This is a genomic window from Acinetobacter sp. ANC 5045 (assembly GCF_004331005.1).
Lineage (GTDB): Bacteria > Pseudomonadota > Gammaproteobacteria > Pseudomonadales > Moraxellaceae > Acinetobacter > Acinetobacter towneri.
In genome coordinates this window covers 158,413-178,279 of sequence record NZ_SJNS01000002.1, presented here as the reverse complement: position 1 = coordinate 178,279, position 19,867 = coordinate 158,413, and the positions used below count along the sequence as shown (strand labels likewise).

Here is a 19,867-nt window from a genome sequence, read left to right as displayed (position 1 = left end):
AAAATGGCGACAGATGTAGATATTCAATATTTTAGCCACTTAAATGGCTTAACTCTAGGGAATAACTGGGGTGATTTAATTCGCTTGCTTGATAAAGCATTGGTGACAGGCATTGATTTTACGCAAATCACAGCAGCATCAATTGATGCCCAAGGTGATGTACATATAACCCTATATTCAGACCATAATGCAATGTTATTTCAGGTAGTAGAATTAACAGGCTTTGCGCCTGCTTCTTTTAACCAGAAATATCGAATCAAAGGTGTGCCCAATACCACACAACTCATTCTAAAACCACATGCCGCAATTGCAGAAACAAGTATCACAACAGTTGGCGCAGGAAAACTAGCATCATTGGGTTATGAAATTATTTTCCGTGACACAAACGATGTGAAGCGTGTGTATCGTGCAAAAAATCCAACTGCGCAGCATCCGTTTATTCGCGTTGATGAGAGTCTGACAAGTCCAGATGGTACAACAGGCGTATATACATCAACTTATGCAAAATATGCCATGGTTGGTTTGCTTGAGCACATGGAACATATAGATGATTATGAAAACCCCGATGTGCTGCAGTTGCCATTTGACCCTGCTGACCCTGCAAAAAATTGGAAAATAACAGGGACTGGCACGAATTGTGTTAGAGGATGGAGTCGTTGGGTGTGGGCGAGGTCTGCAGAAGTTTATCAAAATACGTCAGAAAGTAGCGCTCCATCAAATGGGAATCGCGCTTTCACATTATGCGGCAACACTGATGCATTTTATATTAATTTGAGTCTTACAACTAATGGCGCATATAAGAGAGTCTATGGCACAGGTCTGTTTAAAACATCACAACCCGCGTCTACTAACCCAAACTGGTTTATTGCGACTTATTTAGTTAATCAGAGCGCAGGCACAACATACGGATATGCATCAATTGGCGGGACACCGTTTGGGTCCAATTCAAATGCATCCAAAATATTTGCAACAAACAGCAATCTACTAAATAGGCTCATGCCCACAATTGAATGCATCCCGATAGTTTATAACTATGGCACTGGCAATAGCGGTTCATTTAATGCAACTTCACCTGCAGCACTGGAAATACCGTTTTTTGATACAAATAATACGCTCAGAGGAACAATCGCTCATTGTTTGTATTCAGGTAATAATGCTGTAATTTCTGAAACACAGGTAATGATTGCTGAAAACTCAATGTATATACGTGATGCCTCACATTCTGGAACAGGTGCTGGTGGTGCAGGGCATGTGTATTACTATCTTGGGGAACTCGGATGAAGCCAAACAGTTTTTCAGTAGCAATTACATCATCAAACACACGCAATGAGCCACTTGCTAATGGTACTACTATCGGTAAGATTAAAGGGCAGACAAAGCGATTATCTGCTGCATACAATCAAGCTCTTGTTGTTTTGTATGATAAAACAACATTACAGCCGATCACCATAAGAAAACCCGATGAAAATGGTGATTATAGTTTTCTAGGATTAACTACAAACATAAAAACATTTATTGTGGCTTTTGATGAAATGCAGCAATTCAACGCAGTCATTCAAGACAATGTGGTGTCAAAATGAGTAAAACTTCAATCAATGCTCGGCTTGCCATGATTCAAGCCTTTTCAGAATTTATGGATAGCGGTAGCCAAAGTGCTACCGTTATTTTTTATGAAGGTGTGCAGCCTACAGACACATCTGTGGCGGCAGATCCAAACAATGCTTTGGTCACTTTGGTTTTTCCTGAGCCGTGTATTAAAGAAACTACAGCCACTTATATTGAGCTGCACCCGACGGACACTGGCTCAGTGATTAAAACGGGCACAGCTTCATGGGCGCGTATCTTCAATGGTGCAGGTGAAGTCGCTGCTGATCTGACCGTAGGGACTGACATTAGCTTAGCTAATACCAATTTGGCTTTGGGCGGTACACTGTTTATCCAGCCCATCAAACTTAGACCGTAACTAAAAAGGGTGCTCATGTGGATTTTAAAAATAAGCTCGGCACCGTTGATGCACACAACCTAAACTTAAATTTTAAGCCTGACAATACCGACAGCCACAACATCATTCTCAATTTTGAGCATCTTGCCGATGGCTCGACCAATCTCAATTTTGGGGATGATGTTACAGCTGTAATCGATACTGTGCTCGATGCTGAATTCTCATTTGAAGTCACAGCAGTCTATGCCGACAGTGGTGCCAATACTGCAGTCATAGACACGGTATTAGATACCGAGTTTAGCTTTGAAGTTGTTGCAGTCTTTAAAGACAATATTGATGTTATCGGGCAGATTGATACTGTCTTAGACACCAGTTTTAGCTTTGAGATTGTTGCTGAATTCGCTGAAAACCTATGCACGATTGATACGGTATTAGATACCGCTTTCCAATTTGAAATTGATGCGGTATTCGATATTAATCATATTGTCGGGGTGTCTTATGCATTTGATGCTAGTTATCAAAAGGCAATCGCTGCTTTAAGTGTTACAGCAATACCTTGGGCAAAACCAATTTTAAGAGTATCAAATGAGGCTCTTTTTTATGATCAAGGTTTGGTGCTTAGTCAGCAAGCTATGGCTGGTTTTGATCGTTCAAATTCACTCGCACAAGCCGTCAGAATTGAACATGAGAAAGCCACTGGCCTGCAGACTGATACATATTTAGTTTGGCAAACAGGTGACAAGCGATTCATCCATCAAAGCTACTTATTTGATGAAACCTTAAAGCTTCGTATCAATCGAATCACAGACTGGCACGAAATGATTCGTAAGCGTCGCACGGTCACGTATGCGCATGAAGTAGCTAACGTCTTTGAAAAGCATTTCACGTTTGAGTGGGATAAGGGTTTAGAGCTTGTCACCACTGATGATTTAGCTTGGGAAAAAGCGAAAGCGATTCACTATCGCAAGCATCCAGTAAAGCCGTGGCCACAACCCGAATTGCCACAATACGAGGGCACAGGCGATCTAAACTTTATCTGTCTATGCAATGAAGTCGATGCGCATAACGTCATTCTTAACTTTGGGGTTGATGACTGTATTCCCGCAATTCCAAATCAAAACTGGTGGTATATCTTGAATAGTTTATCTGTGACACGGCTTGATAATGATGCAGATATTTTGGTGTATGACGGTAACTATCGTACAGATCGCAGCAGTTGGGCGTGGTCGTATAGCTTAACTGTGCCGCATACTGAAATTGCGAAGTTAGAGCCAATCAATGGACAGCCTGTAATTCTTAAAATTATGGTTAATGGGCATGAGCATCACATGCTACTTGAGAATCGCACACGTTCACGCAATTTTGGCAATATTACTTATACACTCACAGGTCGCAGTCAAACCGCTTTACTTGATGCACCGTATGCGCCTTTACGTTCATTTTTACAAGAGAATGAGCGCACGTCAGTACAACTTGCTCAAGCTGAATTGGATCGTGTTTTTAGCGATACTGTGCTGAATTGGCAATTGATTGATGACTTGGGCTGGATCGTAGCAAACAACAGCTTAAGCTATTCAAATCTTGCGCCAATCGCTGCGATTAAGTTGATTGCAGAAAGTGGCGGTGGTTTTATTTATAGCGAAAAGGGTAGCAATACACTTTCAATTAAACCGCTTTACAAAAAGACATTTTGGGATACGTTCACGGTTGATGACTATGACCGCTTGGTGCCTGATTCACTCGTTACAAGCCAGTCCACAGACTATGAGCTTTATCCCGACTACAATGGCATCACGCTGACAAACGACAGAACAGGCAAGCAAGCGCAAGTCAAACGCACAGGTACAGCGGCAGACGTGCTATTGCCACCTGAAAACAACCCTTTGTTTGATGTCGTAAGCATGGGTGCATTCGGTAAATCCAAGTTGGCCAAAGCAGGCATGATTGAAACACACACATTAACTATGCCGATTTCTGCAGAAGTGAGTGAATGTGCACCTGGTGAAGTTCTTGCATTTAGTGCCGAGTGGTGGGGCATTGTTGAAAGTGTCAGCGTGTCATTCAGCCATGCAAAGGTGAACCAAACTGTCAAAGTGGAGCGTGTGAATCGTGAGTAATGCACTGCAGCGGTTGATTGATTTAATGCCAAAAGCGCCTGAATTTGTGGGGCAAATCACGCATGAGAATCATCCGAATTATAAAGTTTTGGTTGTGGATGGGTCGGGCTTGGTGATGTGTACCAGTACGACGCGCTACAACATCGGTTCAACGGTTTTTATTTCAGATGGGGAGATTAAACGCTTGGCGGCAAGCGGTGATGTAGTACAGATCGAAGTGTAAAAATTTAAAATGAAGCAGGCGTCCTAAAGGGCGTTTTTTTATGTCTGGAGAAAAGACAATGCAAGAAAACACGTTACCGTGGGTCATTAAATTAGTTCCAGCAGTTGTGGGGGCTATTCTCGCCTTGGTGCTTAGCGGGGATATTGATAAGGATGGGAAAATCCAAGTCACACTTGGTGTTATCGGCAAGTTTTTATTTAGTGTATCGGTCAGCTTATATGGAGGTGCAGCCTTCATTGAATACTACGAATTAGATCAATATTCACACATGGCACAAGGCTTTGTGATGCTGATTTTTGCTGTATTCGGATTGCTGACGATTGGTATTGCTTACCAGTCTATTGCACTGATGCATGGTAAGTCGCTGGCAGAGGTAATTGCCGAAGTGAAATCTGCATTTATTGCGATTGTTGGGGGTGGCAAGTGAAATTAATTGAAGATTGGAAACAGGCTTGGAAACTCAAGTCGGTACAGTTAGGCGCATTAAGCGCCTTTTTTTACGTCTTAATGTATGCAGCTTTCGAGTTGTTGTGGTTGTTTGGCGCTAACTTTCCGCAATTTTGGGCTGCAGTACCGCAAGAAATTAAAGAACTGTTGCCGCATTCATGGGTGTTGTGGCTTGGCTTTTTAAACAATGTGTTAAGTATTTTTTCACGATTGAAGTATCAGCCAGAATTGCACGGGGATAATGATGAGCAAAAAACTAACTGAAGCTCAGATTCAAGCGCAAGCCTCAAAACTTGGCATTGAAGCTGCTGCATTAAAAGCCGTGATTGAGGTCGAATGCAAGGGCAGTGGATTTAATACTGACGGTACACCAGTGATTCTATTTGAACGTCATGTATTTCGGCAGCGGCTGATTGCAAACGGCAAAGCAGCAATAGCAGACAAGGCCATGCGTGAGCGTCCCGATCTGTGCAGTAAAACCATGGGCAACTATGGCTTGTATTCTGCACAGCACAGGCGTTTGAATGCAGCTGCTCAATATCATCGCGATTCGGCTTTAGAGTCAGCATCTTGGGGAATCGGGCAGGTGATGGGGTATCACTGGAAAGCATTAGGCTACTCAACTTTGCAGAATTTCATTAATGCGATGTATCGTGACGAAGCATCACAGCTTGAAGCAATGTGCCGCTATATTGTGACAAACAAGCTGATTAATGCTTTAAAGAATAAGGACTGGAAAGCATTTGCACGTGGCTACAATGGTCCCGCTTATGCTAGAAATTCTTATGATGTGAAGCTTGGTAATGCTTATAAGAAAGCCCTCAAATGAGGGCTGTTCGTACAAGCTTATCTATTATATCGATGAATCCAGTTTTTTACTTTTTTGAAAGTTTCTGTATCTGCATAAAAAAAGGAAATAAATCACCATAATATGGTATGGGCACTTTACTGGAAAAATCAGCATTGGGACCATTGTTTGCCTCTAGTGAAATTATATTTAATGCTTGGTGTATAGGCTTTAGTGTCTGGATTAAATCATTAAGCATATAGGGCCTAGATTTTTTAATTATGTATTGATACATAAGCAAATCTATTGCCAATAATGGCGCTCCATTAAAGTCTAGGTAATGCGTTACACCACTGACTAGGGGGTATTTAGAGTAATGTTTTAATAGTTCGGTGTTAATTTTTTCATTCTTAATATATTTCCTCAAATAATCCTCTGAAAGATTCATCCAGGAGTGCATAGGGTGTATTTGGTTGGCCGCCTTACTATTTGTTAGCTTATTTAGGTTTTGATATCTAGTTTTTTCAGCATATGTACTTAAAAAATTAAACAGTTCAAATGCTTGGTGTGTTTCATTAATATGTGAAATGTCAACACCGTGTTTTTTAAAAACATCTGAACAATCATTAAAACTAGTAATTAAATTGTGGTTTTTACTTTTTAAATATTTAAAGTCAGGTTTTTGAAAATTGTTTGAATACATGTATTCGGTAACCAGAGCTATTTTTAAAAATCTTTCGATACCTATACTTAGATTAAAAAATGAAGAATAAAACAATCCATCCTTATTGTCGTAAACATTGGCTTTTATAAGAAACTCTATCCCAGAAAGGAATGATGACTGAGTTAGGTAGCACTCCTGCAGAAGATCATTAAAGTCTGAACTCCCATATAAAAGATTCATCATTTATTTATTCCACTCATTAACTATATCAACTCCAGTTTTATTTAAAATCCGCTTTTCTATTTTTCTATGGCGCAAACCCTACGCAGCATGGCGTGTTGGGGTTTGCTGATTTAGGATACATCAAATCACCAACTATCCACCATATCTGCCCAATCCTGCATCATCTTTCTACGGTCAGCCAAATATTTAGCATGATTGTATGATGCTCGTGTCTTGTTATCATCTGCATGTGCTAACTGTGCTTCAATCCATTTTTCATCATAGCCATGCTCATTCAGCAGGGTAGAGGCAGTGGCACGGAAATCGTGTGCTGTGACAGCAGATAGTCCCATGTATTCAAGCATTCTATTTAATGTGGTACGCGACAACATGCAGTTGCGCTTTTGCGGTGATGGAAACACATAAATCTGATCACCTGATACGGTTTTCTGCTTTAACAATAGGTCGTAAAGCTGTGTAGACATAGGCACGACATGCGTCCTATTTCTTTTCATTACTCGTTCTTGTTGCGCTTGCCTTGATGATCTAGGCAGAGTGATGGTCTTTGCGTCAAAATCAATGTATGACCATTCCAATTTTCTAATCTCAACAGTTCTCAGCATTGAGTAAAGCATGGCAAGACCAGCATTTCTAACAGTAGTTGATCCGTTATAACTTTTAAATTTTTCCCGCAAAGCTTTCCTTTCCTGCGGATTTAATGGGCGAGCATGCTCAACTTCAGGTTGAGAAATAACACTTCTTAGTGCATAGGTTGGGTCATTATCGAGTCTTGATGTAATGATGGCGTACCTCATTACAAGCCCAATGAAGCGACGATTTAGATTTGCTGCCGCCTCTCCAGTGCCAAATCTTGGGGAACTGCTGATTCGTTGAACCGTATTCCTCATTATACTGAATATGTGTGCTGACGTAATTTCCTTAATTGGCATTGAACCAATCTCTTTATACACATCCATTTTCATACAGTTTCTAAAGCGTTCAACATAGTCGGCAGACTTATGTTTCATTTGCTCGGCTGCATATTCTTCTGCTATTGCTTTGAATGTGTTACTTGCCTTAATTCTTCTTTCTAGCTTTTCTTTTTTCTTTTCTGTAGATGGGTTTAATCCTTGAGCCAACTTCGCACGTGCTTCATCTTTTAATTTTCTTGCTTCTTGCAGGGTGACAGCAGGATATTCGCCAAAACTTATAGTGCCTTCTTTACCATCTACAGTGTACTTGAATCTCCATATTTTCTTGCCAGTTGGACGAACCTCAATGTAAAGGCGTTCAGCATCAAGCAAACGATACACTTTGTCCTGCGGCTTTAGAGTTTTAACTTTTGCATCTGTAAGCATGACGGGTAACATGGGTAAAATATAAGTTACCCGTTACGATACCCGTTTTTATGTCGGATTAGAATAGATTGAAAACGATTAAAATAGATTAGTATTTTTATAACGTGCTGAAGTAGTGTGGTTTTGACAGACTAATGCAGACTAATACAGAATTTAATTATCAGAATTATTTAAGATGACGATTTTCATAAGAAATGCTTCTTTAAATTCAATAAATTGGGAAAATTGAGAGTATTTAAAAGGAAAAACGGGCGATTTCCAATTAAATCGCAAATACAGTGCGTTTGAGATGGCTCTATTATGCGATAAGAATGGGGGAAAGTATTGCTTATTGATAAATATTTTTTTGGTGTGCTTGCCAAAATGAGCAGCAGTATCACAACGATTAAAAACTAGAAAGCTAAGCGCTAAAAAGCCCAATGTTGGGCTAAAGAAGACAGCTTTTACAAACTTGGCATCACAGCCAATAACATACTTCCCTGATACTACTGCTCGCTTTATGCCGAATTAGTCCAAAATCAACCCGCTTGGCAGATTGAAAGTACAGAAATTGGCTAGGCACTTATAGTGAAAAGAACTTAAGATGAAATAAGTGTATATATTTTTAGGATCATGAGTTCATTAATGAAAATTTACCAAGTCGATGCTTTTAGCCACGAACTATTCAAAGGTAATCCTGCCGCGGTGCTTGTCAGTAAAACATGGTTAGCTGATGATTTAATGCAAAATATCGCATTGGAAAACAATCTATCTGAAACCGCTTTTGTCAAAATGATAGATGCTGAAAACTTTGAAATTCGCTGGTTTACACCCACAACAGAAGTCGATTTTTGTGGACATGCTACACTTGCCAGCAGCTTTGTTTTATTTAAGGATTATACCGAGGCAAAGACAATTCAATTTCATGTGAAAAATTTGGGGATTTTTACAGTTCAGCAACAGCAAGATGGCAAAATTTGCATGAATTTCCCGATTCGTGCTGCACAGCAAGTTACAGATTATCCCGACATTTTGCATCAAGCGTTAACTAAACCGTTTAAAAACGTCTATATCAATGCTCAAGCCTATATTGTGGAATATGAATCGGTACAAGATGTGCTAGATGAACAGCCTAATCTTGAATTATTAAAACAATTGGGACAATTGCGCACAGCCATTACGGCGCAGTCGAGTGTTGATGTTGCGATTACTGCATCTGCAAATACACAGTATGACTGCGTATCGCGCTATTTTGCACCTGCTATGGGGATTGCAGAAGACCCTGTTACAGGTTCAATTCATACTGCGATTGCACCGCTTTGGGCAGAAAAATTACAGCAAACCGAACTTGTGGCATATCAGGCTTCAGCCCGAGGGGGCGTACTGTATTGCAAGATTTTGCCTAATGATCGTATCGAAATTTCAGGTTATGCACAGCTATATTTGCAGGGCGAAATTATGATTTAAACCATACCTCGCATTAGACTTCTTTCATCCATTTAAAATGAATTGAGTTTTCACTTTACTTTATTTTAGAGATAAAGCTGAGATGAGAGAAGTCTGCTAGATTTTTTGCTCGGTTTTAAATCACATCATTTGCAAATATTTACTGTGGGTTTAATTGCAGCTTGTTATGCTGTTTGCGCTCAAGTTGAAAATTGTCATATTTCATGGCAAATCAAAAAATAGAATGAAATCAATCGGGAAAAAGAAGTTGCTACGTTTTAAAACTCTCACTTTATCTTTATGTGTACTGGCATTTAATGGCGTGATTTTCGCGCAGCCAGTTTTAGTAAAATCTAAGCAAGAAATACAAGAATATCAACTTGATAATGGCTTAAAAGTCATTTTGGCACCCAATCAGAAAGAAAATAAAGTCTTTATGAATATGGTGTATTTAACGGGTTCATTGAATGATCCACAAGGCAAAGGTGGTTTGGCACACTTGTTGGAACATTTGGCATTTAAAGGTACAGAAAACGTACCTGCCGAGGAGTTTCAGCGCCGTTTAGATCAATATAGTTTAATGCACAATGCCAGCACCGACTATTACTCGACTAAATACACCAACATCATTCGTCCTGAAACTCGCGCCGTCAATGAGATGATTTATCTTGAAGCGGAACGCATGGATAAATTGGTCATGCAGGAAAAATATGTGCCTGCCGAAATTGCGATTGTAAAGCGTGAACGCGAAGTGCGTATGGATCAACCGTTTTCAGTCTTGTTAGATCAGGTGTGGAAATCGGCCTATGGCAATCAGTATTTCGGACGCTTACCCATTGGCGATTTAAATGAACTGCAATCCATTAAAATGCAGGAGTTAAATCAATTTTATCGCACATGGTACGCGCCGAATAATGCCATTTTAGTGATGACAGGCAAGTTTGATCAGGCAGCGGTGTTAAAACAAATTGATCAACATTTTAGTCCAATTGCAGCACGACAAATTCCCAAACAAGTACAAGTGCCACGATTAGACAGCAACAAAATTCAGCAACGAAATTTTGTGGTACAAAAGGGCAGTCAACTGGCCAAGTTTAATCTGTATTTAAATGGCAATGACGAAAAGATCAAAACCGCTTTGGTGCTGTCACCATATTTACATACATTGCAACCGAGTGGGCATTTGTATCAAGCACTGGTAGAAACAGGCAAAAGTACCATGGTGCAGTCCAGCACATGGTTAGATCAAGATTTTAATTTGGTGTTGATGGGGGCTTTGTATGCACCCAATCACGATGCCAAGCAAGTACAAACTGGCTTGAATCAAAGCATCGAACAGGCAAAAAACTTTGATGATGCTGAGTTACAACGCGTCAAAAACCTGATTCAAAATCAGGCAGACAGTGTGATGAATGATGCGGTGGCTTTGGGTGGTCGCTTGAGTGATTATGCTGTGGCTTATCAGGGTGATTGGACACAATATTGGCGTGATTTAAACAATATTCAACAGTTAAATGCAGATGAACTAAATCAGCGTTTAAAACAGTTCTTCACTGCACAGCATCGGGTCATTGGCGATATTCAGCCCACACCTGAAGATCAAAAACAGGCACTCACAGCAAAAAATAATCTAAATACAGCAAAAACTTTAGATCAGCAAGATACACCTGTTACACCTTTGAAAGATGTGAAAAGTTATCAGCAAGAAGTGACAGACTATGTGCAAAAATCTAAACAAGCTTTGATTCAAAATGAAAAAAAGATTCAGCGTGGCAGCTTAAAAAATGGTGCCAAGTATGCATTATTTCCAACTGCAACTCGTGATGATAAAACCTATGCCACTATTTCGGTAAATTTTGGTACGGCACAATCTTTATTTAAGCAGGGCGAAATTTTAGATTTAACCGCATATTTGTTGCTGCGTGCATCTCAAGAGCATAGCTTGCAAGACATTGCCGATCAGTCAATTGCTGCAGGCGGTTCAGCGTTTGCCCAAGCCGATGCTAATGCGATTCATATTCAAATTGTGGCAAAAAAAGAAAAGTTTAATGCGTTTTTTAACTTTGTTTTAGATGTCATGCAAAATCCAAGCTTTGAGCAAAGTCAGTTTGATTTAATTCGTTCTCAAAGTTTATCCAGTTTAGAACGACCTTATACCGAGCCTGAAACTGTGGCAGCTTTGACTATGGCGCGTTTAATTGAAATTTACCCGCAGGGCGATTTACGTTATCACTTCGAGCCTGAATTTGCGAAGCAACAACTACAAGTTGCAACCCAAGCGCAGGTGCAGCAGTTATATCGTCAATTTTTTGCTATGAATCATGCACATATTGCCATTACAGGTGAGTTTGATCCGAAACAAATCAAAAAAACTTTAGTTCAGCGTTTAGGACAATCACGCAATACGGAAGCGTATCAACGCTTAGATTCAGCCTATACGGCATATCCTGCGAAAAAGTTGCATGTATTGGCAGAACAGCGCGAATTTGGTAGTTATCAAAGTTTATTGACCTTACCTTTGGGTGTGAATCATCCTGATACACCTGCCATGATGGTGTTGAGTTATATTTTGGGCGAATCGCAATTGTCTTCACGTTTGGCGCAAGAATTACGTGAAAAAAATGCATTGGTTTATGGTTTTAGTAGTGGTTTGAGTTTAAGTGAATTTGAACAATCGGGTGCGCTCAGTATTTCTGCACAATACAGTGCAGGCAAGTCGGCTCAAGTGTCACAGGCGGTGCATAAAGTGTTGCAGGATTTGCGCCGTGATGGTGTCAGCTTGCAAGAAGTTGAAGCTGCAAAAGCCGATATTTTGAAAAAACGTGTGACTGCCTTAGAAGATGAACGCAGTATCCACCGTATGTTGGTGCCACAATTAGAACAAGGTCGTGATTTACGCTATCGTGAACGACGTGATCAAGCGTTGGCAAAACTCAGCAAAGCCGATGTAGATGCTGTGATTCAGAAATATTTACGCTTAGAACATTTGCTTGAAGTAGCCGCCGATCAATATGGTCAAGCCAATGTTGAGGTGCTGCCGTTAAAGCCGCAGTCTAAATAAAAATTCAATTTAATTTTGAGCAGATACAAAAAACGCATCCATTTCGATGCGTTTTTTGTCTTCAAGTTTGCTATCTATGCTCAATTGGCTAAAGCTTTATAAACGATAAAACTGTTTGGCATTATGATGAAACACTTGCTGCAAAGCATTTGGATGATAGGCCGCAACAATATCACTAGTCGCATCAATTAAATTGACCAAAGACGTGCTCACTCGATCCATTGGAAAATTGGAAGCAAACATCAACCGATATATTCCAAAGCTTTGTAAGGCATGCTGAATCAGTGGTGCAGTTAAATCTATAATTTCCTGTTTTGAGGCTTCACGTTTTTGCAAGTGAAATTGATGTCCTAAAACAGGCATAAATAACCCTGAAATTTTGCTGTAAACATTTGGACAGTGTGCCAACTCGGCAATATCTTCTTGCCAACGAAACAGAATGTTTTCCCGTGCTGTTTTGGTCACGCCTGTATGTGTCCAACTTGCCCGAACAGCCCTGCAGGTGTGCCCAAATGGTCAAGTACAATAGAAGTTTCTGGAAATTGTTTAGCCAGCGCCAAGACATCGCCCAATTGGGTCGAATACGTCCATGCATCAAAACTTAAATTATATTGCGCCAAAGCTTCAAAACCTTTTAGAAACTTTTTGTTCCGATATAAGTGTGGTTCGTCTGCCCAAGCAAAAATCCCGCGATCTTCATGCACGGCTGCCATTTTACGAATTCCGCGAAAATGCGGAGAAGCTTTGTGATGTAATTTGAGAATTTTCTTAAAATTAGAATCGCGCGGGTCTGCAGTGGCGACAATCGCGCCCAAAGCCAAACCATTATTTTTAAAATCCAGACTTTCTATAAATTCGGTTTCACCAACTACACCTTTGCCTTTATGGTTGTGCCAATTGGCTTCAATATGCACAACTTTTTCAGCCGTATAAAAACCTAAGTCGCGGGCATAATGCTCAGGTAAATAGGGCGATGTGACGTGCTCGGTGCGTCCCAAAGTTTCAATGAGTGTTTTCGGTTTTATCAGGCGGATGGTTTTATCTAGCAAATTGGGATGCTTGCCCAAAAGCTTAACAGCAAGTCGTGCGCTGTGTGGCGTGTTGTACGGATCCCACTGATGAATATGTGCATCAATGAGTGCAAATCCTAGATTCTGCATAATGATCCTGTTTTTATGACGCTATTATTTCACTATTCAAAGCCATCATGTTACAAAAGGGAAGGGTTATTTATCGAAATCTACAAGTTTGAAAATTAGCCGCAATAAAAAAGCCCCGTAGGGCTTTGTTTATATGCAAAATTAATGATCGTGCGAGTGGTCGTGATCATGTTTATGGGTATGAAATTCTTCGTTGTGACGGAAGCGCAAATAGTTTTCAAACTGTTCGCAATATTCATCATAGTTATCTTCAAGCATCATTTGAAATTGCTGCAAGATATATGACATAACTTGGTCTTTGGCATCGCGCATTTCATTGCCATCTTTAAAATTATTGGCTGCCACCCAAGTATTAAAACGTGCAGTAGCAAATAACATGGCAGCACTCACCTGACCACGAATTTCGGCAGGTTTTACTGTGGAGCCTTTTTCAAAATGACAGAAGTCATTGGCCTGTTTAATAAATTCATCGGCACGTTCAAAAAAAGCCGCATTTAATGCTTCTTCTTCGGTTACATCGGTTGCTTCAATCTTTTGAACCATGAATTTTTCCTAAGCTAAAAATCTGAATGTTTCATTATAGGCAAAGCCTTGCAGAAACAAAACCTTTGCCTTAAGCTAAAAATAGCCTAAGCAAAATTGGAGTGGTTGATGCAAGATGCGATTGCGGTACAAAGTTTAAAAAGCGACATTGCTTTATTACGTCAAAATATTTGGCCACCCGTGCAACTTGCCCATGTTGAAGGCTTGCCGATTTATTATGGAACACGCGCAGAAGTAGTAGAATACTATAAACAATGGAGAGGGTTGATTGAACGTGCACAGGATTTATTTCAGCCTTTTATGCAAGATGCAGTCATTGATGCGGTGCATTTACCCAGTCATTTGAACTTGCCCTTATTTTATTTTCATGTCGATCGGATTCGAGTGAATAAAACCCGCGCCAAAGAATCGAAAACTTTTCGGGGGATTGCCAGCCTGATCGAAAAATGTGGGCAATTTGAACCGCAGGAAATTCAGCTCATGCAGCGTTGGTTAGACAGTGATGACAATGCAGCACTGGTGGCACATCGTGAGTTTATTGATTTGCGTACTTATGTGTTTCAGCATGGGCAAAGTGACTACACGCGCACCCGTTTTTATGTGAATGGTATTGTGTTAAGTGTTGAACCGCATTTTGAACTGGTCGATGCGCGCGATAAGCCACGTAAGCAGCGCAGTGACAGCTATCAAGACCCTTTAGCGGATAACCAAACATGGAAAGTATTTGGTAAATATCGTTAAGCTTTTAGAAAGTGTGCAATATTAAGATTAAATATAAAAAAGCTCAAAATGAAATGCATCTCTGTTGAGCTTAAAGGTGATCATTGATTGATGATCAAACTTTAACTACGACCAAAAAGGCTGACTTTCAGCAAACTGCTGTAAATCCTGTTCGATCTGTATGGAAATATGACGCTCTTCAGACGCAATCCATCCCAATACAAACCATGTTTTCGGTTCCGCTTGGGTATGGCTTTCGAATAAACCTTGTGCCACCATCAAATCATTAAAATGTCCTAAAGTTTCCTGTAATGGTTTTAGAGTTTTTAAATATGTTTTGACATCATCTTCTGCAAATAAACTGCTCACAAACTCCACGGTATAGCGTAAGCGTTTCACACGCTTACGTGTGCGGTGTTTAGAGTCCACATCTAAGGTTTGGAAATGACCTGCATCATCACAAATTTGTTGATGCAATTTCTGCAAGCGTTTACGTAACACTTTTTTGAATGGTTTTGATTCTGCATCTGCAATCGCAGCCGAATGTGCAAAACTCATAAGTTGTAACAGTAATAAGGTTGTGGTCGGTGAGCGGAAAATTGCATCAATCGCAATGTTTTCAGATGCTGCAGGTGGTAGTTCGGTAATAGGTGAGCCTGCATTTTCAAGTTGCGGAATCAGACTTTCGCGCAAAGCATCTTGATCGCGGGTCGAACCTAACTGCTGAAAAAGTGTCGCCAATTGACTTTCCCAATTGTTATTTGCCAACGCATCATATTCAGCAAAAATTTTTAAGGCACTGCGTAAACGTCGAATGGCAACACGCGCTTGATGCACATGCCCACTGGCATAATCTTGACTGGCAATCGCAGTTGCATTTGGCAGCAAGTGTGCCAAACAATTCTGGGTAATTTGCGCCAACAACTCATGCATATTTTCGGGGTGTTGCAATTGCAAGGTACTTTGCTGCTGTACAGGAATCATGGTTTCATTGTTATACAGCATATTGCCACGCTGCGATTTACTGCGTGTGTCGAGCCATAAATGATATTTTTTAATCCACGGCTGAATATAGGCAATTAAGTCTGCAATTTCACCTTGTTTCAGTTCAAACTCAACTTCGTAAATTTCAACCGAATTTTTGCTTTGGCGGATTTCACCTAAATCAAAAGCAACTTCAATTTGGCTGTTTTTATAATGTGCCAATTGGCTGTAGCGTAAAACATCGGTTTCAAACTGCAGGGTTAAATCTACCTCTGAACCGTCTAAGGCTTTTTTTAAAATCTTTCGTGCTTGTTTATGATTTTCATAACATGCCAAATCACACAATTCAGGCGCATCATGTCCTAATTCATGTTCAAGCTCAAAGCGTTCATAATGTTGTGGACTAGGCGCTTTTAAAGTTTGTTTCCAAATATCGCCCTCTAAACGCTGACGCAGGGCAATGCGTTGCTTGGCTAAGTGCTGTTCAGGACTATCATAATATTTAGCCCATAAGCGTTGTTGTTGAACCAGTTTGTTCTTTTTAAATGCTTTTTCAAATGCCGCACGATAGTTGTGTGGAATTTGAAATTTTAATTCTATTTCACACATCGGGAATGCCCTCGATGAAACAAGATAAGTTCTCTTTACTATAGTGTAAATCTATAAATGAACAAGGGGAGAATTGTGAACAAAAGCTTGAAAAATAAAATAATTTGTATTCAGTTTTTAACACAAAGCAGCCGAATGAATATTCACAAGGCTGCCGTTGTATTGCAGTATTTTTAGCGTGTGCTTTGAGGATGTTAAGGATACTTATTTTAAGAATTTACGGCTCACCATAAATTGTTCTGTCGCTTCCAATAAACGCTGTGCATACACTTCCTGTTTTGCAGTGAGCCAACCTAAAACAAACCAGTCGCTCGCTTCCAATTCAGTTTGTTGAATGTATGCTGCAGAAGATGCCAACACTTGATATTCCTGTGCTGCAAGCTGTGCATCATTCAAAGCTTTACTATATTTCTGCAAATTTTTTACATCATAAATATTCGTCAAAATTGGGAAGCTGAATTTTAGCTCCTGAATACGCAAAGCCAGTTGATCTAAACTTTCAAAATCGTGAATATCACTGTGCTGTAATTGTTCATGTAACTGCTTATATTGCTGTTGCAATGTGTTTTGTGCGGCAGTTTTTAAGTCTAAACCCGAGTCAGCGCTCACATCTAAACTAAACATCAATAATTCTAAATAGTGATGCACGTTTTGCGTTGACCGGACTAAATTGACCAATTTTTCTTGGGCGTATAAGGTATCTTTTTTTAGATTTTCTGCAGTCGTCGGGTTTTGTAAAAACGCGCCGAGTGTGGCTTGCATGTGTTCTAAATGCTTCAAGTGATCAAAATGTTGTTTAAATGCTGCAATTTGCATGGCCCATTTGTCGCCTAAATGCTTAGACCAATCTTTAAATAAGGACAGCGTTAGTTGTAAATGCTGCAAAGCAAGCTGCGCCTGATCAATATGGTTTTGCTCGGCAACTTGTGCAGAAATTGCGGCAATATTAGGCAATAAATGCTGTAATTGTTGTGCAATTAACAGGCGTAAATTTTGGTCTGCATGGTCTTTTTTACTGAATTGAAATTCTTTGCTCTGAGCCGCAGGGCTGACTTTTTGCTGCACAGAAAGCAAATGTCCAATTTCTGCTTTATTGCGTACATCTAACCATAAATGAAATTTTTTAACCCATTCAAAACTAAATGCTAGCAATTGCTGAATTGAACCTTGTTTCAGTTCAAACTCAACCTCATGTACTTCAACTTCGGCACCTGCACAACGAATGTGACCAACATCTAAACTGATTTCAATGTCAGTATCTTCAATGGTCATTAGTCGTGAGGTACGTTGAATATCAGTTTCAAACTGTAGTTTTAACTGATCCCAATTTTGCCCCAAAGCTTGATTTAGCAATTGTTGTGCTTCGGGAATGTTTTGATAAATTTGCAGATCAAGTTGAGGTGGGGTATCTGGATTTTCAGTTGCTGCAAGCGGATGGTTATGTTCAAAACTATGAAAATGACTTTGACCTGCCGCTTTTAAAGTTTGTACCCATTGCTCGCCTTCTAAACGCAGTCTTAACGCCATACCATGATGGGACAAACTGTGTGTGGATGTATCAAAATAGCGTGCTTTTAATGGAATCTGGGTCGATTTTTTCGGGTCTAAAGTTTTGAGTAGTGCCGTGCGACGTGCGACTGGAATTTGAAATTTTAATTCAACTTCGACCATGAAAAATATCCTAAACCTAAAGCATGTTGTGCCAAAGCAATGGCAAACAAATTGGTATTATAAATGTGTGAAAATTGCAGAACCGAGGTTTTGCAAAAGTGCATTTGATTGTAACCAAAATATGTCAAGAAGTAAGACTTGACCCTGGCTTTTTAGTGTTTGGTTTTTATTTTGGCTTAGTTTAAAGTGTCGTTGAGCGTAGCAAAAATAATTCAAATTTATAAACATCAGGATGATGAACATGAACGCAGCATCAAAGCCCGAATTTGAGCCGACACCAGACCCCAAGTTTGAATTGCCAATTCAGGACTATTCAACATTTTACCGTTTTTATTTAACTGAACACCGCAACATCATGAGCCGTCGTTTGCACGTTGTTGGCAGCAGTATCGGTTTATATTGTGTGAGCAAAGCCATACGCCAGAAAAAAGCCAAATATGTACTCTATGGTTTGCTAGCAGGCTATGCCTGTGCATGGGTCGGGCACTTTGTTTTTGAAAAAAATAAACCTGCCAGTTTTAAACAGCCTGTGTATAGTTTTATTTCAGACTGGCGGATGTTTGCAGATGTTTTACGTGGTCATTTAAGTTTGCAAGATCGTGCTAAAGATAAAATTCCAAGTTGAATTGAGTGTTTAGTTATACCGTTTAGGCAAAAACTAGACGATATGTGATTATTTTCATAAAAAATGTACAAATAAAATTAATTTTTTGTTGAAATGATAGAGTGAATATTCTAATAATGTGTCATCAAATTTGTTGATAAAAGTTTGTGACTTTCCAAGCCTAGAGTGACCTTTCTCTAGGCTTTTTTTATGTGAAAAATTATATTCAGAATGGTGTTAAATCAGAAATCATTCATCTTTAAGCAAGGATATAGAGCAAGCAGGTTACTGAGAGAGAAGTATGAAAAAAATATAGACACATGATCATTTGTCGCATCCCCACATGCGCTCTGGCACAAATGATCATGTGTCTAAATGGGCGACCTAAATATGTCGTTATTCGCTGTAGTCACCCGTATGGATTTTAAAATCCATATCTTATTGAACTGGTTGCAGTTCTTGTTTTGCGCAGTTCAATTAAAGCTAAATCTATCTTTTAGCGCTATCACTAGAATTTGGTATTTTTAAGTTTTTGACTCAATAAAACCCAAACAAAATAGAAGCTTATAGAGCCCCTATAAAAAAACTTGTTGAGTCTGAGGTTCTGACACATGCCGCCTGAATGTGTAATAATACAGACCTTGTATTATTTGTGGCTGAGATTATGCGCGGTTTATATTTGATTACCAATGATGATCCTATCGAACTGCTTTTGGCAAAATTAGAAGGGGCGATGGCAACTTATGAAGTCGCGGTGTTGCAATATCGCCGTAAAAATGTGCCTCAAGCTCAGCAGGCATACGAAATTGAATATATGAAATCGATGTGTGATCAATACAAAGTGCCATTTGTGATTAATGATGATCTTGAAACTGCAGTGAAATATGGTGTTGGCGTACATTTGGGTCAAGAAGATGGCTCTATTGTTGAAGCGGTTGCACGTTTACCACAAGATGTATTGATTGGTCGCAGTTGTAATAACTCGATTGAATTGGCAGAGCAAGCCATTGCCGATGGTGCAAACTACGTGGCTTTTGGTGCAGTCTATGCAACTGAAACTAAACCTGAGGCAAGTACACTTACATTAGACACGCTCACACTGGCGAAGCAACAACTCAATGTGCCAATTTGCGCGATTGGTGGTTTAACTGTTGAAAACAGTCAGTCTGTCATTGAAGCAGGTGCAGATTTATGTGCAGTGATTAGTGATATATTAAGACGTCCGATGCATACTGTTGCACAGCGTGTTTATGATTGGTCTGCACTTTTCAAAGCAGAAGCTTAAAGCAGCCAGCTAATTTTTTATTTTATTTTTTTGAGTTGAGTGCCT

At 39.8% G+C, this 19,867-nt stretch carries 18 protein-coding genes and 1 pseudogene; 13 read left to right on the top strand and 6 right to left on the bottom strand.

Annotated elements, in window-relative coordinates:
* The first annotated feature begins 3 nt into the window (after positions 1-3).
* From E0H79_RS03785 to E0H79_RS03750, 8 genes are read left to right on the top strand one after another with little or no spacing between them, the layout of a single operon-like run.
* Complete coding sequence (locus tag E0H79_RS03785; protein ID WP_131260849.1) at positions 4-1,281, top strand: hypothetical protein; 1,278 nt, start codon at positions 4-6, stop codon at positions 1,279-1,281.
* A complete protein-coding gene (locus tag E0H79_RS03780; RefSeq protein WP_131260848.1) occupies positions 1,278-1,580 on the top strand; it encodes a hypothetical protein in 303 nt (100 codons plus the stop codon). Before E0H79_RS03785 ends, E0H79_RS03780 begins: the two co-directional genes overlap by 4 nt.
* On the top strand, positions 1,577-1,963 hold the full coding sequence (locus E0H79_RS03775) for a hypothetical protein (protein ID WP_131260847.1): 387 nt from the start codon (positions 1,577-1,579) through the stop codon (positions 1,961-1,963). The genes E0H79_RS03780 and E0H79_RS03775 overlap by 4 nt, the downstream gene beginning before the upstream one ends.
* 17 nt (positions 1,964-1,980) lie before the next feature.
* Positions 1,981-4,059, top strand: coding sequence for a hypothetical protein (locus E0H79_RS03770; RefSeq protein ID WP_131260846.1), 2,079 nt, complete (start codon positions 1,981-1,983; stop codon positions 4,057-4,059).
* Positions 4,052-4,282: a hypothetical protein gene (locus E0H79_RS03765; protein ID WP_131260845.1), complete on the top strand. Its 231-nt coding sequence runs from the start codon at positions 4,052-4,054 to the stop codon at positions 4,280-4,282. The genes E0H79_RS03770 and E0H79_RS03765 overlap by 8 nt, the downstream gene beginning before the upstream one ends.
* Before the next feature lie 58 nt (positions 4,283-4,340).
* Complete coding sequence (locus E0H79_RS03760; RefSeq protein WP_131260873.1) at positions 4,341-4,709, top strand: hypothetical protein; 369 nt, start codon at positions 4,341-4,343, stop codon at positions 4,707-4,709.
* The gene (locus tag E0H79_RS03755; RefSeq protein WP_131260844.1) at positions 4,706-4,993 is read left to right on the top strand and encodes a hypothetical protein; all 288 of its coding nucleotides are present in this window, start codon (positions 4,706-4,708) and stop codon (positions 4,991-4,993) included. Before E0H79_RS03760 ends, E0H79_RS03755 begins: the two co-directional genes overlap by 4 nt.
* A complete protein-coding gene (locus E0H79_RS03750) occupies positions 4,974-5,558 on the top strand; it encodes an N-acetylmuramidase family protein (protein ID WP_131260843.1) in 585 nt (194 codons plus the stop codon). Before E0H79_RS03755 ends, E0H79_RS03750 begins: the two co-directional genes overlap by 20 nt.
* A gap of 46 nt (positions 5,559-5,604) precedes the next feature.
* Here the strand turns inward: E0H79_RS03750 and E0H79_RS03745 are convergent, their stop codons facing one another.
* Together E0H79_RS03745 and E0H79_RS03740 are read right to left on the bottom strand one after the other, a co-directional pair.
* A complete protein-coding gene (locus E0H79_RS03745) occupies positions 5,605-6,423 on the bottom strand; it encodes a hypothetical protein (protein ID WP_131260842.1) in 819 nt (272 codons plus the stop codon).
* A gap of 125 nt (positions 6,424-6,548) precedes the next feature.
* Positions 6,549-7,760 carry a tyrosine-type recombinase/integrase gene (locus tag E0H79_RS03740; protein WP_131260841.1) on the bottom strand — a complete coding sequence of 404 codons (1,212 nt, stop codon included), beginning with the start codon at positions 7,758-7,760 and terminating at the stop codon, positions 6,549-6,551.
* Positions 7,761-8,384: 624 nt separating this feature from the next.
* On the opposite strand from E0H79_RS03740, the gene E0H79_RS03735 reads away from it, so the two are divergent.
* Both E0H79_RS03735 and E0H79_RS03730 read left to right on the top strand, forming a co-directional pair.
* Complete coding sequence (locus E0H79_RS03735) at positions 8,385-9,206, top strand: PhzF family phenazine biosynthesis protein (RefSeq protein ID WP_131260872.1); 822 nt, start codon at positions 8,385-8,387, stop codon at positions 9,204-9,206.
* Between the two features lie 223 nt (positions 9,207-9,429).
* On the top strand, positions 9,430-12,246 hold the full coding sequence (locus tag E0H79_RS03730; RefSeq protein ID WP_131260840.1) for a M16 family metallopeptidase: 2,817 nt from the start codon (positions 9,430-9,432) through the stop codon (positions 12,244-12,246).
* A 96-nt stretch (positions 12,247-12,342) separates the two neighbouring features.
* Here E0H79_RS03730 and E0H79_RS03725 read toward each other — a convergent pair.
* Both E0H79_RS03725 and E0H79_RS03720 read right to left on the bottom strand, forming a co-directional pair.
* Positions 12,343-13,406 (bottom strand): annotated as a pseudogene (locus tag E0H79_RS03725) (amidohydrolase family protein).
* Between the two features lie 141 nt (positions 13,407-13,547).
* Positions 13,548-13,949 carry a DUF3144 domain-containing protein gene (locus E0H79_RS03720; RefSeq protein ID WP_131260839.1) on the bottom strand — a complete coding sequence of 134 codons (402 nt, stop codon included), beginning with the start codon at positions 13,947-13,949 and terminating at the stop codon, positions 13,548-13,550.
* Between the two features lie 108 nt (positions 13,950-14,057).
* Here E0H79_RS03720 and E0H79_RS03715 point away from each other — a divergent pair, with 108 nt between their 5' ends.
* A complete protein-coding gene (locus tag E0H79_RS03715) occupies positions 14,058-14,690 on the top strand; it encodes a hypothetical protein (RefSeq protein ID WP_131260838.1) in 633 nt (210 codons plus the stop codon).
* A 105-nt stretch (positions 14,691-14,795) separates the two neighbouring features.
* Here the strand turns inward: E0H79_RS03715 and E0H79_RS03710 are convergent, their stop codons facing one another.
* Both E0H79_RS03710 and E0H79_RS03705 read right to left on the bottom strand, forming a co-directional pair.
* Positions 14,796-16,262, bottom strand: a complete 1,467-nt coding sequence (locus E0H79_RS03710) for a CHAD domain-containing protein (protein ID WP_131260837.1) — start codon at positions 16,260-16,262, stop codon at positions 14,796-14,798.
* Between the two features lie 204 nt (positions 16,263-16,466).
* A complete protein-coding gene (locus E0H79_RS03705) occupies positions 16,467-17,933 on the bottom strand; it encodes a CYTH domain-containing protein (protein ID WP_131260836.1) in 1,467 nt (488 codons plus the stop codon).
* Between the two features lie 241 nt (positions 17,934-18,174).
* Between E0H79_RS03705 and E0H79_RS03700 the strand changes: the two genes are divergently transcribed.
* Both E0H79_RS03700 and thiE read left to right on the top strand, forming a co-directional pair.
* Positions 18,175-18,558 (top strand): DUF962 domain-containing protein, encoded by a 384-nt coding sequence (locus tag E0H79_RS03700; RefSeq protein WP_004973016.1) that lies wholly within the window; start codon positions 18,175-18,177, stop codon positions 18,556-18,558.
* 643 nt (positions 18,559-19,201) lie between these two features.
* Complete coding sequence (thiE, locus tag E0H79_RS03695) at positions 19,202-19,822, top strand: thiamine phosphate synthase (RefSeq protein ID WP_026438372.1); 621 nt, start codon at positions 19,202-19,204, stop codon at positions 19,820-19,822.
* Positions 19,823-19,867: the final 45 nt, after the last annotated feature.